At 37.0% G+C, this 15,249-nt stretch carries 17 protein-coding genes; 6 read left to right on the top strand and 11 right to left on the bottom strand.

Annotated elements, in window-relative coordinates; all coding sequences use genetic code 11:
* Positions 1-281: 281 nt before the first annotated feature.
* From ABD769_RS23200 to ABD769_RS23210, 3 genes are all read right to left on the bottom strand, one after another.
* On the bottom strand, positions 282-899 hold the full coding sequence (locus ABD769_RS23200) for a porin family protein (protein WP_344853748.1): 618 nt from the start codon (positions 897-899) through the stop codon (positions 282-284).
* Between the two features lie 73 nt (positions 900-972).
* Positions 973-2,190, bottom strand: coding sequence for a chromate efflux transporter (chrA, locus tag ABD769_RS23205; protein WP_344853749.1), 1,218 nt, complete (start codon positions 2,188-2,190; stop codon positions 973-975).
* Positions 2,191-2,225: 35 nt separating this feature from the next.
* On the bottom strand, positions 2,226-2,561 hold the full coding sequence (locus ABD769_RS23210) for a tetratricopeptide repeat protein (RefSeq protein ID WP_187594816.1): 336 nt from the start codon (positions 2,559-2,561) through the stop codon (positions 2,226-2,228).
* A 129-nt stretch (positions 2,562-2,690) separates the two neighbouring features.
* Here ABD769_RS23210 and ABD769_RS23215 point away from each other — a divergent pair, with 129 nt between their 5' ends.
* The 5 genes from ABD769_RS23215 to ABD769_RS23235 all read left to right on the top strand — a co-directional run bounded on the left by ABD769_RS23215 (position 2,691) and on the right by ABD769_RS23235 (position 7,891).
* Positions 2,691-3,428 (top strand): electron transfer flavoprotein subunit beta/FixA family protein, encoded by a 738-nt coding sequence (locus ABD769_RS23215; protein ID WP_344853750.1) that lies wholly within the window; start codon positions 2,691-2,693, stop codon positions 3,426-3,428.
* 102 nt (positions 3,429-3,530) lie between these two features.
* Positions 3,531-4,499: an electron transfer flavoprotein subunit alpha/FixB family protein gene (locus ABD769_RS23220; protein ID WP_344853751.1), complete on the top strand. Its 969-nt coding sequence runs from the start codon at positions 3,531-3,533 to the stop codon at positions 4,497-4,499.
* Positions 4,500-4,568: 69 nt separating this feature from the next.
* Positions 4,569-5,183 (top strand): bifunctional nuclease family protein, encoded by a 615-nt coding sequence (locus ABD769_RS23225; RefSeq protein WP_344853752.1) that lies wholly within the window; start codon positions 4,569-4,571, stop codon positions 5,181-5,183.
* A 184-nt stretch (positions 5,184-5,367) separates the two neighbouring features.
* Entirely contained in the window at positions 5,368-6,747 is a 1,380-nt protein-coding gene (locus ABD769_RS23230) for a nucleoside permease (protein WP_344853753.1), read from the top strand.
* Positions 6,748-6,769: 22 nt separating this feature from the next.
* Positions 6,770-7,891: a DUF3667 domain-containing protein gene (locus tag ABD769_RS23235; RefSeq protein ID WP_344853754.1), complete on the top strand. Its 1,122-nt coding sequence runs from the start codon at positions 6,770-6,772 to the stop codon at positions 7,889-7,891.
* Between the two features lie 173 nt (positions 7,892-8,064).
* Here the strand turns inward: ABD769_RS23235 and ABD769_RS23240 are convergent, their stop codons facing one another.
* The 8 genes from ABD769_RS23240 to ABD769_RS23275 all read right to left on the bottom strand — a co-directional run bounded on the left by ABD769_RS23240 (position 8,065) and on the right by ABD769_RS23275 (position 14,720).
* Positions 8,065-9,354: a citrate synthase gene (locus ABD769_RS23240; RefSeq protein WP_344853755.1), complete on the bottom strand. Its 1,290-nt coding sequence runs from the start codon at positions 9,352-9,354 to the stop codon at positions 8,065-8,067.
* A gap of 132 nt (positions 9,355-9,486) precedes the next feature.
* Entirely contained in the window at positions 9,487-10,017 is a 531-nt protein-coding gene (locus ABD769_RS23245) for a DUF3347 domain-containing protein (RefSeq protein ID WP_344853756.1), read from the bottom strand.
* A 97-nt stretch (positions 10,018-10,114) separates the two neighbouring features.
* Positions 10,115-10,666, bottom strand: coding sequence for a hypothetical protein (locus ABD769_RS23250; protein WP_344853757.1), 552 nt, complete (start codon positions 10,664-10,666; stop codon positions 10,115-10,117).
* 150 nt (positions 10,667-10,816) lie between these two features.
* Positions 10,817-11,326 carry an outer membrane beta-barrel protein gene (locus ABD769_RS23255; RefSeq protein ID WP_344853758.1) on the bottom strand — a complete coding sequence of 170 codons (510 nt, stop codon included), beginning with the start codon at positions 11,324-11,326 and terminating at the stop codon, positions 10,817-10,819.
* 117 nt (positions 11,327-11,443) lie between these two features.
* Positions 11,444-12,373 carry a tRNA (adenosine(37)-N6)-dimethylallyltransferase MiaA gene (gene miaA / locus ABD769_RS23260; protein ID WP_344853759.1) on the bottom strand — a complete coding sequence of 310 codons (930 nt, stop codon included), beginning with the start codon at positions 12,371-12,373 and terminating at the stop codon, positions 11,444-11,446.
* On the bottom strand, positions 12,373-13,155 hold the full coding sequence (locus ABD769_RS23265) for a PDDEXK family nuclease (protein ID WP_344853760.1): 783 nt from the start codon (positions 13,153-13,155) through the stop codon (positions 12,373-12,375). The genes miaA and ABD769_RS23265 overlap by 1 nt, the downstream gene beginning before the upstream one ends.
* A gap of 54 nt (positions 13,156-13,209) precedes the next feature.
* Complete coding sequence (locus tag ABD769_RS23270) at positions 13,210-13,572, bottom strand: hypothetical protein (RefSeq protein WP_344853762.1); 363 nt, start codon at positions 13,570-13,572, stop codon at positions 13,210-13,212.
* A 53-nt stretch (positions 13,573-13,625) separates the two neighbouring features.
* Positions 13,626-14,720, bottom strand: coding sequence for an MBL fold metallo-hydrolase (locus tag ABD769_RS23275; protein ID WP_344853763.1), 1,095 nt, complete (start codon positions 14,718-14,720; stop codon positions 13,626-13,628).
* A gap of 376 nt (positions 14,721-15,096) precedes the next feature.
* Here ABD769_RS23275 and ABD769_RS23280 point away from each other — a divergent pair, with 376 nt between their 5' ends.
* Complete coding sequence (locus ABD769_RS23280; protein ID WP_344853764.1) at positions 15,097-15,234, top strand: hypothetical protein; 138 nt, start codon at positions 15,097-15,099, stop codon at positions 15,232-15,234.
* Positions 15,235-15,249 lie beyond the last annotated feature (15 nt).

Here is a 15,249-nt window from a genome sequence, read left to right on the forward strand (position 1 = left end):
ACTTCTCTTGAATTCAATAGTATAATAATGATAGCTTTTGCGTAATAAACCTAATGCACCCGAAGACTGATGATGGTCAACCCATTTCCTGATGATAGAAGTGGAAAGTTTCCACTTTGTTGATAGCGCGCGGATAGAAATACCACGTAGCTTTTCTTTCACAATTTTTAGCCTAAACTCAGCTGTGTGACTTCTGTTTTTTCTCATAAAAATGCCCCCAAATAGTGTCTAACTTTTTGGGGGCAGTCTAAATTTGAGGCATTTTTTGTTTAATGAACATTCTATAAACTGAAAAGCAGACCAGCGTTTAAGCTTGATCTTCCCGTTCTAATTTGATATCCCTGGTTTTGCTTAAACAAATCGGTAATACCCGACTGTCCGTCAGCTTCCAGCAATACCTTAATTTTGTTTGCGATTGGCAATTTTACTCCGATACCCAAATCAAAACCGATATCGCGGTTGTGCACAAAATCTTTTAAATCAATATTAAATTTTGATTCTTTTGCATCTAGCAGAATACCAAAATAAGGCCCAAAGTTTAAATACCAGTTTCTTTTTCTACCGAAATGCCAGTTGGCCATTACAGGAATGGTTAAGTAATTAATCTCGTAATTGGTAACAAAACTTTGTCCATTATCCAGGTTGGTTAAATATCCATTATCCCAGCCTTTTTGGTCATAACCAATTTTGGCTTTAATACTCCACCTGTCCGAAAAGAAGTAATCTCCAACCGCTGTAACGTTAAAGCCACTTCTAAATTCGCTGTTGGTTTGGGTACTTGTTGTAACAGTAGCCGCATTGTAGCCTACATGCAGTCCCACTTCAAAACTGTTTTTTTCCTGGGCCCGGGTAGTTACGCCTAGCCCGCTTAATAATAGAAGCGTTAATAGTTTCCTCATAATTTTATCTGATTTTAAATTTGCCGAAGATATAACTAAAATCTTCTTTATAAAAAATCCATGTGAAGAAATACTAAAAAATATAAGCAAGCAGAATTCCGGCGAGTACAATAACCGGCGGACTTACTTTGGTAAAATTGAGCAGTAAAAATGTAGCCACCATAATCCCTAAAAACAGCCAGTTAAACCCCATCGGAATTAACAAGAGTACAAATGCAGCAATAATGAAGCCTACACTCACTGCATTGATTCCAGATAAACTGTGACGGATCCTCGAAATCTTTTTCAGGTCATCCCAAAAAGGAACGATAAATAAAACGAGGATTAAACCGGGTAAATTGATGCCTATTACGCCAATTAATCCACCTAAAATCTGCCCCCATAAACCATAACCAAAATTTTTCATGCTCAGGGCACCCAAATAACTGGTAAAAGAAAATGTAGGTCCGGGTAAGGCTTGCTGAAGCGCAAAACCAGATAAAAATCCTGATGATGGCAAATAATGCTTCATCTCTACAAACTCGGTAAACATCAATGGTACAAGCACTTGTCCCCCACCAAATACCAATATACCGTTACGGTAAAAATTTTCGAGCAAACGGATTGGCAAACTAAAAGGCGATGTTCTGTTGATAATGGCACCAACTAATGCAAATAAGAGCAGTGCACCTAAAAAGTAGATCAGTTTTTTCGGATTGATGTTCGAGAAAAGCTTAACCCGCAATTCAGTTTCTTCTTTTGGCGTCTCAATAGCTGAGGAAATCATTCCACCGATTAATATAGACAATGGGAATACATATGCATTCCTTAAAACCAGCGTAGCAATTACCGAAGCAATGGCCAAAAAGATAGAAACCTGCGAGGAAAGTACTTTTTTACCCAGTTTCCATGCACCATAAGCCACAATACCTAAGGCAATGGGCTGGATGTATTCTAAAATATCGTTAAATTTTTGTTTTTGATCCAAAAGGGCATAACTAATCGCTGCAAAAGTCATGATTGCGGCAGTGGGCAAAATCCAGATCAAAAAAGTAATGATGGCCAGTTTTAATTTACCAACCTTCCATGCAATTCCCACCAGTGTTTGCGTAGATGCAGGTCCCGGCAACACTTGCGCCAGTGCATTCAGCTCCAAAAGTTCTTCTTCTGAAATGAATTTTGTGCTTTGAACAAAATATTTTAGCAACAATGCCAGGTGTGCCTGCGCACCGCCAAAAGAAGTGAAAGTAAAAAAAATTACATTCCGGATAAAAAGCCACTGTCTTTTAGCAGCTATGGGTTTGGTTTGCATTAATTTAAAAGGCTAACTGTAAACTGAAAATTGGCTTAATCATCTTCATAATCTAATCCGGCAGCCGAATTATATGCACCCTGTAATTCAGAAAACGCATGCATATCTCTTTTATTCCGGGCCACCTGCATTCCTTTCTGATAGGTTTCGATCGCTTTCTCTTTTTCCCCGTCTTTTTCCAGTAATTTGCCTAAATGGTAATAAGTTCCTACATAATCAGGATGTTTATCGGTTAACTGAAGGTAAAAAGAATAAGCTTTTTCTTTATCATTTAGATTGTTATACTCTGTGGCTAAGGCATATAGTATAAACGGATCGTTAGCATCACTTTCTAAAAATTCCAATAACTTACTTAAACGGGTAGATGACATTTTATTTCCTTGCTTTTTTAATTAAATTTGCAGAAAGACCTTATATAATAATGATATCATATATGAATCGATTAACAGTGAACAATTATAGTTCCAGATCGTTCATTAAATAAAAACCACTATTAACATATGAAAATATTAGTTTGTATCAGTAACGTGCCAGACACGACGACAAAAATAACTTTTACTAATGATAATACCGAATTCAATACGGCGGGAGTGCAATATATTGTTAATCCTTACGATGAAATTGCTTTATCAAGGGCCATCGAGTTAACCGAAGGCGGTAAAGGAACGGTAACGGTAATTAACGTAGGCGAAGCAGCCAACGATCCTACCATTAGAAAAGCTTTGGCTATTGGTGCAGATGATGCTGTACGCGTTAATGCAGCACCACGCGACGCTTATTTTGTGGCTAAACAGATAGCTGAGTATGCTAAAGACAAAGATTTTGATATTATTTTAACCGGTCGCGAATCTATTGATTACAATGGAAACCAGGTTGCGGCTATGGTTGGCGAATTTTTAGATATCCCATCGGTATCCATCATTAAAAAATTAACTTTCGAAGGTGATACCGCAACTATTGAAAGAGAGATTGAAGGTGGAAAAGAAGTATTAACAGTTTCTGGTAAGTTTATTGCGAGCTGTGCCGAAGGTGTTGCGGAGCCAAAAATACCAAATATGCGTGGTATTATGAGTGCGAGAACAAAACCTTTAACCGTAGTTGATGCTGTGGCAATTGAGGAAGTGAGTAAAGTAACTAAATACGAAACCCCAGCCCCACGTGGTACGGTAAAGTTAATTCCTGCCGATCAAACAGAACAGCTGATCATCTTGTTACATAGCGAAGCAAAGGTAATTTAGTTGGCAGTTTGGAGTTTTCAGTTGTCAGATAAAGAGATAATTAATCGAATTAATTCAATATAAAATTTAATTCCCAAATAAGGGAATTCAGGGAATAAATATATGTCAGTATTAGTATATGTAGAACAAGCTGAAGGTAAATTCAAGAAATCTGTTTTTGAAGCCGTTTCTTATGCCAAAGCCATTGCCGACCAACAATCAACCAGCCTAACTGCTATTTCTATCGGTGATGTTGCCGAAAGTGAGTTAAAAGAATTAGGTAAATACGGCGCAGCTAAAGTTTTAAATGTAAGCGCCGATCAGTTAAAAACTTTCGTAAACCAGGCTTACGCAAGCGTTATTGCTGCTGCTGCCGAAAAAGAAGGCGCTGATATTGTTGTTTTATCTAACTCCTTCTCGGGCAAAGGTTTAGCACCACGCATTGCAGTAAAACTTAAAGCAGGTTTGGCAGATGGTGCAGTAGAATTACCAAGCACCGATGGAAAATTTGCCGTTAAGAAAACAGCTTTTTCAGGTAAAGCATTTGCCATTACCGAATTAACTTCTGCAAACAAAGTAATCGCTTTAAATCCAAACGCTTTTGGCGTTAAAGAAAATGCAACAGATGCAGCGATCGAAGCTTTTAGTGCCGATATCAAACAATCGGATTTAGGTACGTTAATTAAAGATATTGTAAGGGCAACAGATAAAGTTTCGTTGCCTGATGCAGAACTGGTAGTATCAGCAGGGAGAGGTTTAAAAGGACCTGAAAACTGGGGAATGATCGAAGAGCTTGCCGGTTTATTGGGCGCAGCTACAGCTTGTTCTAAACCGGTTTCGGATGCAGACTGGAGACCTCACTCTGAGCACGTTGGTCAAACCGGTATAGCCATCAGTCCTAATTTATACATTGCAATCGGTATTTCTGGCGCTATCCAGCATTTGGCTGGTGTGAGTTCATCAAAAGTTATTGTAGTAATCAACAAAGATCCTGAAGCACCTTTCTTTAAAGTGGCCGATTATGGTATTGTTGGCGATGCTTTTGAAGTGGTACCAAAATTAATCGAAGCATTAAAAGCACATAAGGGATAATTTTTGTCATCCTGAGCCTGTCGAAGGATTAAATAATGTTTCGGCAAGCTCAACATGACATCGACAAATATGAAAAAAGTAAAATTAGATATTGTAGGTTTATCTTACAGCCAGACTCAATCTGGTGCTTATGCCCTTGTTTTAGGAGAAGTAAATGGTCGCAGGCGTTTACCCATAATTATTGGTGCTTTCGAGGCGCAAGCCATTGCCATAGAAATTGAGAAAATGACTCCCAGCAGGCCATTAACACACGATCTTTTTAAATCGATGGCTGATACTTTTCATATCAATATTCAGGAAGTAATTATTTACAACCTCGTTGATGGTGTTTTTTATGCAAAGCTGATTTGTAGCGATGGCAAGAACACCCATGAGGTTGATGCCCGCACTTCTGATGCTATTGCCCTGGCCGTTAGGTTTAACGCCTTAATTTATACCTACGAATTTATTCTTGCTTCTGCAGGGATCGTAATTGAAGGAAATGATTTTCTTTTCCTTGAGAATATGGATTCGTTAACGAAAGAACCCGAAGCAGACAGTTTACCAGGTGCCGGCAAACAACAGGGCTTTGGCGATCTAACGCTGGAAGAACTTCAGCAAAAACTGCAGGAAGCCATAGCAGAAGAAGCTTACGAGAAAGCCGCAAGGTTACGCGATGAACTTAATAAACGCGGAACATCTTAATTTTTCTTTAAAAATACCCAACAGATCAAAATATCTATAGATTTTTCTAAAAAATCAATAAATAAAAAAGCTAAATACCAAAATGAGCCAGATTGTTTAAAATAATTTAAGCTCATTTTGGATTATCATTCAAAATAGTTCTATATTCAGCTTTTACTTTCAATAATCAAACTAAACTATTATTATGAACGTTAAGTTTCGCTTAACTATAATGAGTTTCATGCAATTTTTTGTATGGGCTGCCTGGTTAATTACGATTGCAAATTACTGGTTTGGAACCAAACAATGGGATGGTGCAGATTTCGGGATTATTTTTTCTACAATGGGTATTGCATCCCTTTTTATGCCAACCATAACCGGTATCATCGCCGATAAATGGATCAACGCAGAAAAACTCTATGCTATTTTACACATCCTTTACGCCGCTACCATGTTCTATCTTCCTCAGGTAGAAAATCCTCATACATTTTTTTGGGTAATATTGGTGGCCATGTGTTTTTACATGCCAACCATTGCGTTAAGCAATTCCATCAGCTATACCACTTTAAAAAACGGCAATTTTGATGTTGTAAAAAATTTCCCTCCTATTCGTGTATGGGGAACCGTTGGTTTTATTGCAGCCATGTGGATTACCAATTTAACAGGTAACAAAGCCAGTGCAAATCAATTTTACATTGCCGGGATAAGTGCTTTATTTTTGGGCCTGTATTCTTTTACTCTTCCGGCATGTAAACCTTTAAATTTAATCAGCGAGAAAAAAACATTTGCTCAAAAACTGGGATTAGAATCGTTTAAACTTTTCGCCGATTACAAAATGGCACTGTTTTTTATTTTCTCTATGTTTTTAGGCGCAGCATTGCAGCTAACCAATGCCTATGGTGATGTTTTTTTAGATGAATTTAAGCTATTCCCTGTCTTTGCAGAATCTTTTGTGATCAAGTATTCTACTATCATTTTATCGATCTCCCAAATATCAGAAACGCTTTTTATCCTGGCCATTCCATTCTTTTTAAAACGGTTTGGAATCAAATGGGTAATTGCCATTGCTATGTTTGCCTGGGTGTTACGTTTTGGTTTATTCGCTTTTGGCGATCCTTCAGCCAACCTTTGGATGATTATCACCTCTTGTATCGTTTACGGCATGGCTTTCGATTTCTTTAATATATCCGGATCATTATTCGTGGAAACCTCTACTACACCAAAAATACGCTCATCAGCCCAGGGCTTGTTTATGATGATGACCAATGGTTTTGGTGCCGTATTTGGAAGTTTAATATCAGGCTGGATGATCAGTAAATATTTTACGACCTATTATACCAATATCGGCTCATTATCAAAATATGTAAAAAGCGAAGCAGATAACGAACATCTGCTTAAATTTTTACAAAATAAAGGCATCAGCGTATTACAGAATGGCGATCTAAGCCGGGCACTGGATGTTAAAGACTGGCACAATATCTGGCTAACTTTTACCATTTACGTTTTAGTGATTGCTGTTGTTTTTGTGGTTATTTTTAAACACAAACATACCCGTGCAGAAGTAGAAGCCATTAACCATTTATAACCTCTCCATTCCATTTTATCCTATGTCAGCTGGTAAGTATAGAAAAGAACATAATTGTTTAAACTGCGGTTCTCATGTCGAGAAACATTATTGCAGCAGCTGTGGCCAACCAAATCTAGAATTAAAAGAAAGTTTCTGGACTTTTATCAGCCATAGCATTGCCCATTATTTTCATTTCGACAATAAATTTTTTCAAACCCTTTCACCCCTTTTAACTAAGCCAGGCCAGGTTACATTAGATTATTTAGCAGGTAAAAGAGCCCGCTACATCAATCCGGTGAGCATGTACATTTTTGTTTCTATTGTTTACTTTTTGGTAGTGTACTCTCCAAAACATGTAGAAAAAGATTCAAACCATGATAATATAGATATTGAACATAACAAGGGTGAAAATGTAACTGATAGTGTAAATAAAGCGCTTAAGCTTACCGGAATGCCTAAAAGCATTGCGGATAGGACCACAAAATCGATTAATAAAGCGATTCAGAAAAAAGAATTTATAAAGCTGGGCTTTGCCGGTCAGGAAAAAGAACTGAACAGGCTCAAAACAGAAAATACCACCTTAAAATCGGATTCCATTTCGGATTTGATCGAAGATTTTAATGAGATCCATATTGAAAGAAACGACAGTACCTACTCAGCCTACCTGTCCCGCCAGAAAAAATTAACACCTGCCGAACAGGATAGCTGGTATGAAAGATTGATTAAAAAAAGGGCGATTACCATTGGAGAGAAATCAGAAGTAATTCAGGAAACCCTCGAACATAACCGGCCTAAACAATATTTCTTACTGATGCCTTTACTGGCCTGGTTTATTATGCTCAACTTCAGGAAGAACCATATCTATTATTTAGATCACCTGATTTTTACCATCCATGGCATGATGGTTTACTTTATCGTCTCAATTATTACCCAGCCCATTATGAAACATGTGTTTGGGGAAGATTCTATAGTGAGTAGTATTATCGAGGTTGGCGTTACCATATATTTATTCTGGTACATGTTTAAGGCACTTACCGTTTTTTATCAGCGTAAAACCTGGAGTACAATTTTTAAAATATTCTGGATTTTAATTCTTTATGCGGTTGCCTTTAAGCTTTCAGAAATAGCAATGATCAATTTGATTTATTACGTGGCTACTTAACTTAAGATTCGTCATCTCGACCGAAACGCAGTGTAGTGGAGATCCTTCGACTACGCTCAGGATGACAACTTAATAAATGGCCGTCACAGCAATGACGACTATTGGTAAAGGAAAGTAAACCCACAAAAAAAACCACCCGATATTATCGAGTGGTTTTTTTATGCTTAACTAAATTATTTTCTGTCTTTCAGCTCAACAAATTCTCTATCTGTTTCACCAACATAAATCTGGCGCGGACGACCGATAGGTTCTTTATTTTCGTGCATTTCTTTCCATTGTGCAATCCATCCTGGTAAACGGCCTAAAGCAAAAAGAACGGTGAACATTTCTGATGGGAAACCTAGGGCACGGTAAATAATTCCTGAATAGAAATCTACGTTTGGATATAATTTACGCTCAATGAAATATTGGTCAGTTAAAGCGGCTTCTTCTAACTTTTTAGCAATTTCTAAAATCGGATCATCAATACCTAAGTTTTCCAGGATATCATCACATGCTTTTTTAATGATTTTTGCTCTTGGATCGAAGTTTTTGTAAACGCGGTGACCAAAACCCATCATACGGAAAGGATCGTTTTTATCTTTGGCTTTAGCAATCCATTTTTCTGTATCGCCACCATCGGCTTTAATTAACTCCAACATATCGATAACCGCCTGGTTTGCACCACCATGTAATGGTCCCCAGAGTGCAGCAATACCTGCAGCAATTGAAGCATATAAATTACAGTCTGATGAACCGACAATACGTACAGTAGAAGCCGAACAGTTTTGCTCATGATCTGCGTGCAGGATCAGCAATTTATTCATTGCATTAACCACAATCGGGTTTACATCATAATCTTCGGTACGCTGGCCAAATGTCATCCAAAGGAAATTGGTCACATAATCATATTTATTTTTCGGATAAATAAGCGGATGGCCCAATGATTTCTTATAAACAAAAGAAACAATGGTCGGGAATTTAGCCAATAACTTAATAATGGTTAAATCCTGCTCTTCTGCGCTTTGATTTGGCTTCAAACACTCAGGGTAAAATGTAGACAGCGAAAATATTAATGAACCTAACTGACCCATCGGATGCGATCTTGACGGATAACCATCAAAGAATTTTTTCATATCCTCATGAATCAGTGTGTGCTTGCTGATATCGGCCTGTAAATCTTCCAGTTGTTTCTGTGTTGGAAGATCTCCATAAATAATCAGATAAATAACTTCTAAGAAACTTGATTTGGCTGCAAGTTCTTCAATAGAATAACCCCTGTATTTTAAAATGCCTTTTTCACCATCTAAAAAAGTGATTTTACTTTTTGTAGAACCCGTATTTTTAAAACCAGTATCTAAAGTTACAAAGCCTGTAAGATCTCTTAATTTCGAAATATCAATGGCCTTCTCGTCTTCTGTTCCTGTTATTACTGGCAATTCTATTGTCTTACCATCAACTTTAATCTCTGCAATATCTGACATATTATTGTATTGTGTTTATAGCTTTCTAAATTATATAAAATTAATATACATGCATAACAAATCTGTTAAATTAATATGAATAATTGGTCAAAATGACGTAACAATCATGCTTAATTATACAGCTTTTGGAATTTACTTCGCCTTTATCTCCTCAGCCACTCTCCCACATTCCAGCATTTCGTTACCATAATAAGGATTCTTAATTTCCTTTTCAGTTGATAACCAGTCGCCTCCATCTCCCTTGTTTGCCATCGGGCAGTGCTGCACATAAATTGTACCTTTTTCAATCTCGGTTCCTTTTAACAAAGCAATTAAATCGGCACTTAAAACTGTAAAATCTTTTCGTTGCGAAACGAGATCACTACTTGCTGCAATTTTACCGGCCACAGCAGCTGTTGGCTCACAGCCTTTGTAGGCAGCCAAACTGGTTTGTAACTGAACAGCCGATTTTTGGGCATTTGCAGCATCAGATTTTACCAGCGCATCTTTTAAAACCACATATTGGTTAAAAATCGCTAATTTCTGTTTGTCTTTTATAGCAATCTCATTTTTAACAGCAACTGAATCTGTTTTTGTCGAGTCTTTGCTTGCTGTAGAATTTTTATTCGCCTGGTTGCAGGCCATTAAAGCAGTAAGTATTGCTATTCCGAATATTCTGTTCATTGTATTTGGTTTTCGGCTCAAAATAGCAATTTAAATATTAAATAAATAAAAAAGTCCCGATTTTCATCGGGACTCGCAAAATATTATGATGTTTTAATTATAATTTGAAATTATATCCAAGTCTTAGGTTAAACTGTCCTGTTTTCATAAAGTAAAGATCAGAAGCGCTATTATTTACGTAACCTTCGTATTTAACACCAAGATCCAGGCCGTTTTTCCATTCGTAACCTAAACCACCGGTATAAATAAAGTTCATGTTGGCACCATCTTTAATAGCCAGTCCTGATCCCAGCTCAGTAGCCAAATACATTCTTTCGATCGGGAAAACCCTTACACCACCCATTACAGGGATAAATTCGAATTTAAGTGGGCTACCTTTCCATTTTAATCTGGTATAACCACCAGAAGCAGTAACAGCCACATACGGACTTAAGTCGTATTGAAGTTTAACATCAGCGCCATAACCATAATCCATTTCAGAACGGTCAGGAAATAAGCCACCATTTACACCGACACCAATTTTGAATGCCATGCCGCTTCCGCTTGTCATTGGCTGTGTCGAATCCATTGTTTGTGCTTTTAAATTTGAAGTGGTTAAAACTGCAAGTGCGGTTAAGCTTGTTGCAAAAAGTTTAGTAATTGTTTTCATTGTCAGATATTTTAATTTATTAATTAAGGGTTTAAGTCATATACGTTAAAATATCATTTGTGGATTTTTATATTTTCATTTTTTTCAGAATGTTATGAAATAAAAAAAGCCCCCTTAAAAGGAGGCTTTCAGTTTTATTGTGGCTTGATTTTACAGATTAAATCCGTAAGCTAAACGCAGACCGAAAAATCCGGTGCTACCACCATCTTTAGCCAGACCTTCGTATTTTACACCTAGATCTAATCCGTTACTCCATGCATAACCAACAGCTGGTGAATACACAAATGAAGTTCCACTGCCTGAACTTGTACCGAAACCAGCACCTAATTCTGCTAAGCCATATATACCTGAACCAGTGGTATTAAAGAAATATTTAACACCTGCTTTTACCGGAATATAACCGAAACTTGGATAATCAATACCTGTATTACCGATTTCTTTTCCACTTAAATGGGTATAGCCTGCAGTAACTGGAATAGATAATTGTTTATCGATATCGAACTGATAGCGTAAATCTGCACCTAGTGCAACACCATAAGCATCACTAGTTGGGATACCTGCAGTTACACCTATTCCTAATTTTTGTGCATTAGCATTTGTAGAAAAAAATAATGCCACTACAGCTGCTGAAGTAGCAATGATTTTAGTAATTGTTTTCATTTTAAGGATAATTTATGAGTTAAAACTAATATGCTTCAACAAACACAAAGGTTGTGCCAAAAGGGCTTTTTTGAAGCTTTTTAACCTATAAACCAACCTTAAGATGACCAATGAATATTAATTTACCTGAACTGAAACTTTTTCTAGTATCAACTGTTTTAAGTGGTCTGCTGGGGCTGATGCGTCAAGCCAGATGATATGAACATTGTCTTTTTCCATTTTCCTGAAAAACGTATTCTGCCTTTTGGCATACTGGCAAATGGCTATTCCAAGTTTAAGCTTAAGTTCTTCTAGTGTAAGCAGCCCATCAAGGTAATTCACAATGAATTTATATTCCAGGCCGTAAAAAATCAGCATTTCTTTACTAATCCCATCTTTAATCAGCTGTTCTACTTCATCGATCAATCCCGCTTTAAACCTTTCTTCCAATCTGGCAAGAATTTTAGCCCTGGTTACTTCCACTTCATTTTTTAAACCAAAAATAACGGGTTTAAGTTCCGGCCTTTCTACGGGTTCCAATTGATTGTTTTTTAAATATTCAGCAATTTCCAAAGCCCTGATTAACCTCTTTTTTGAAGAAAGGTCAGCATGTCCGGTATTTTGAATGTTATCCTGTTGTATTTTAAAAATCAGTTCTTCTATAGATAACAAATCAAGCTGATCCCTTAATCCCTGGTTTACGGGAATTGCCGTAAAAGTTTGGTTCTGCAACAAACTATGAATATACATGCCTGTGCCGCCACAAAGAATCGGGATTTTATGTTTTGCGGTTATGCTTTCAAAAGCTTTGTAAAAATCGTTTTTAAAAGCATCTACATGGTAACGTTCGCCCGGCTCTAAAATATCGGTTAAATGATAGGGAATGCTTTTTCCATTTATATGATACTCTTGCAAATCTTTCCCGGTGCCAATGTCCATGCGTTTAAATACCTGGCGGCTATCGGCGCTGATAATTTCTCCGTCCAGGGCATCGGCAATCTGCACGGCAAGTTTTGTTTTACCCGATGCCGTTGCACCCAAAATAATGATGAGGTTATGCTGATCCATTAAAATTTTAGGATAAATTTTAAACTTCCTGTATTAAATACTTCCTGAGCTGAAATCTGATTCTCTTTTTTTAGCTGACGATTTAAATGCTCATCCAAAATATAAATCTGAGGTGATAAAAAGGTGGTTTGAACAAAACCTAAGGTATCATAAGCCTCGCCTGCAGACCAATCGCAATCGGCATAAGTCATCAGGTCATTTGGTTTATAGGTTTCTGCAAAATAAGCAATCAACTTGCTTAATCCGCCGGTAATGGAATAGCCAGCTTTAACGGCAAACCTGATTAATTCTGCCGATTTGTAATTTTCAGTATGATTCATTTTTCGAAGTGCCGAAAAAGTAGCCACCGCCACAAGATCCTCTTTTTCAAATAATCCAACTTTATATCGGCTGCTCACCGGTCCCTGTAGATGGTTTTTGGTTAAAAAAGCATCAGCAACCGGCTTTGTGATTTTAAATACCTTTGTTTTCCGACCATGAATGCGGATATTTTGCCCGAGTAAAGATTTAATCCTGCCCAAAACCTGAGCCGGTTTTAAGAGCCAAACATCCTCCCAAAGGTGAATGAGTCTGATATTTTTTTTGAAATATTTTTCTTTAAGCCTGATCAGATCACCTGGTTTAAAGGAATTATTTAGACCAACTAAATTAATCAACAGACTTGTATTAACTTCTACAAGTTTAAAATCATCTTCCAAAAAAAAATGGCATTCAATTTTATGTTCAGCTAATGCTATACTAAATTGATGATGCCAGTTATAATCAGGGTTTAAAATATTCAATCGGCAGAAGGTTATTCAGAAAAATTATCTGCCGCAAATTTAACCATCAGATTTTTAAATCCATTCTTTTTCTTTAAAGTTGGTATGGATAATTTCGACCAGTGTTCCTACTTCCTTTAATTTAGTATCATCTAACTGCGTAATTGCTAGACCTGCAGTATTTTCGCCGAAATGAACCAATTCCTGATTTGTTGTAGAAAATTCGCTTGTATTTAATTTCACTTCAACTATATCCCCGTTAATATAAACTCCCGTAAAAAAGCGCTCGGTAACTTTCTCATCATTTACATCAATATTTTTTTCACTATAAAGATCATAGCCGGTTTCAGAATTTTCATGAACAGTATATCCCCGTGTTGCAAATGGCTGTATGCCTGCCCTAATGGTTTGAAAAATTTCTACAAGATCAGTTTTCATAATTTTATTTGAGTTTAGAAACTAAACACCTGTCACAGATTATTGTTTAGTTTTTATTCTGGTAACCACCATTTTTCGGCAGGGAAATGCCCATTTAATATCACGGTTTCGCCTAATTTTGGCGTAAGTAAAGGAAAAGCCTTTTCTCCTGCTGCTGCAACAACCCTTTTTACAGGTTCGTTCCATGGGTGCATGGCCAGGCTAAATTTACCCCAGTGCACAGGCATTAATACTTTTGCTTTTAAATCGATAGCGGCCTGCACAGTATCTTCGGGAAACATATGGATATAAGGCCAATACGCATTATACTGACCACATTCTAACAGCGCCAGATCAAACGGACCAAATTCCTCTCCTATTTCTGCAAAATGTGTATCGTAACCTGAGTCGCCACCCATAAACAGTTTATAATTAGCAGTCTGCAATATAAAAGCCGACCAAAGGGTTTGATTTCTTTTAAATTTTCTGCCGGTAAAATGCCTGGCGGGAACAGCAGTTATGGTTAAATCGTTGAATAAAGTAACTGATTGCTTCCATGCTAATTCATTGATTTTTTCTGTTTTAATCCCCCATCGTTCTAAATGCGACCCTACCCCTAAAGAAGTAACAATTGTTTTCGCCTGAGGTGCAATTTTTAAAATACTCGGGTAATCCAGGTGATCGTAATGATCATGCGTAATCACCAGGATATCAATATCTTTAAAATCACCGGCTTTTACCACATCTGTTCCTTTAAAAGCCTTACTTCCGATAAACGAAAATGGTGAAGGCGTTTGACTAAATACCGGGTCAACCAAAATCCTGAGCCCCTGTACCTTGATCAGATAAGAGGAATGACCGAACCAGATGATTTCGGGAACATTACTTTCCGGCTTTCCTGCAATATCCGGTGTTACAAAAGGAAGTGCTTTATCAGGCGATTTATTGGGATGTTTTTCGAAAAAGAATGCCTTTAAAATTTTAAAAAAACTTACGCCCTCGGGCTGCATCGGCGTAAACGACAGGTTTTGCAATGCACCTTCCCTGTAATTGGGCAAGTGGTGAATTTTTGCTAACCTTTGATTTTTTGGTAAACGGCCGAAAACCGGGAGATTGATGATTACAAAAAATGCAATAACCAGAACTAATATGATATATAATGCGATCATTCTAACTAAAATAAAAAACCAAAGTAGGAATATGCTTTTAAAAAAATCAGATCGCAGGTATATATGACGATTGGATTACTTCTGTAATGAAAAATCCCTCCAAAATTGAAAGGATTTGATGTTTAAAGAATAACTAAATTTTATACCTTTGGTATGGGTTAACATATAGCTTAGATAACTTATTGTATCCTGCCTGCAGGAATATAACCCGTTTAGCGAGGAGTGGTACGAACACTTCTCGTTTTTTATTTTAAACACCCCTCATAAAGAGGGGCATTTTTGTTAATCATTGGGGGTGTGCCTTTATAAATCAGCATTTATTTTAATGCCTCATTCATTTTTTATTAAATTTAATCATTTTCTATCTGTAAATCTGATGCTACTAATTCCGGAAATGATGTACGTTTCGTTCCCCGAATGTATTGATATTTACAAGCTGGAAGAAAGAAATGAGAAAAAAAAACAACGCAAACGTTTGATTAATTTTGTAATATTACATATTGAAGAAATTTAATGTAGTTTAGCACTT

It is taken from the genome of Pedobacter jeongneungensis (assembly GCF_039538295.1).
In the GTDB taxonomy this organism is placed as follows: domain Bacteria; phylum Bacteroidota; class Bacteroidia; order Sphingobacteriales; family Sphingobacteriaceae; genus Pedobacter; species Pedobacter jeongneungensis.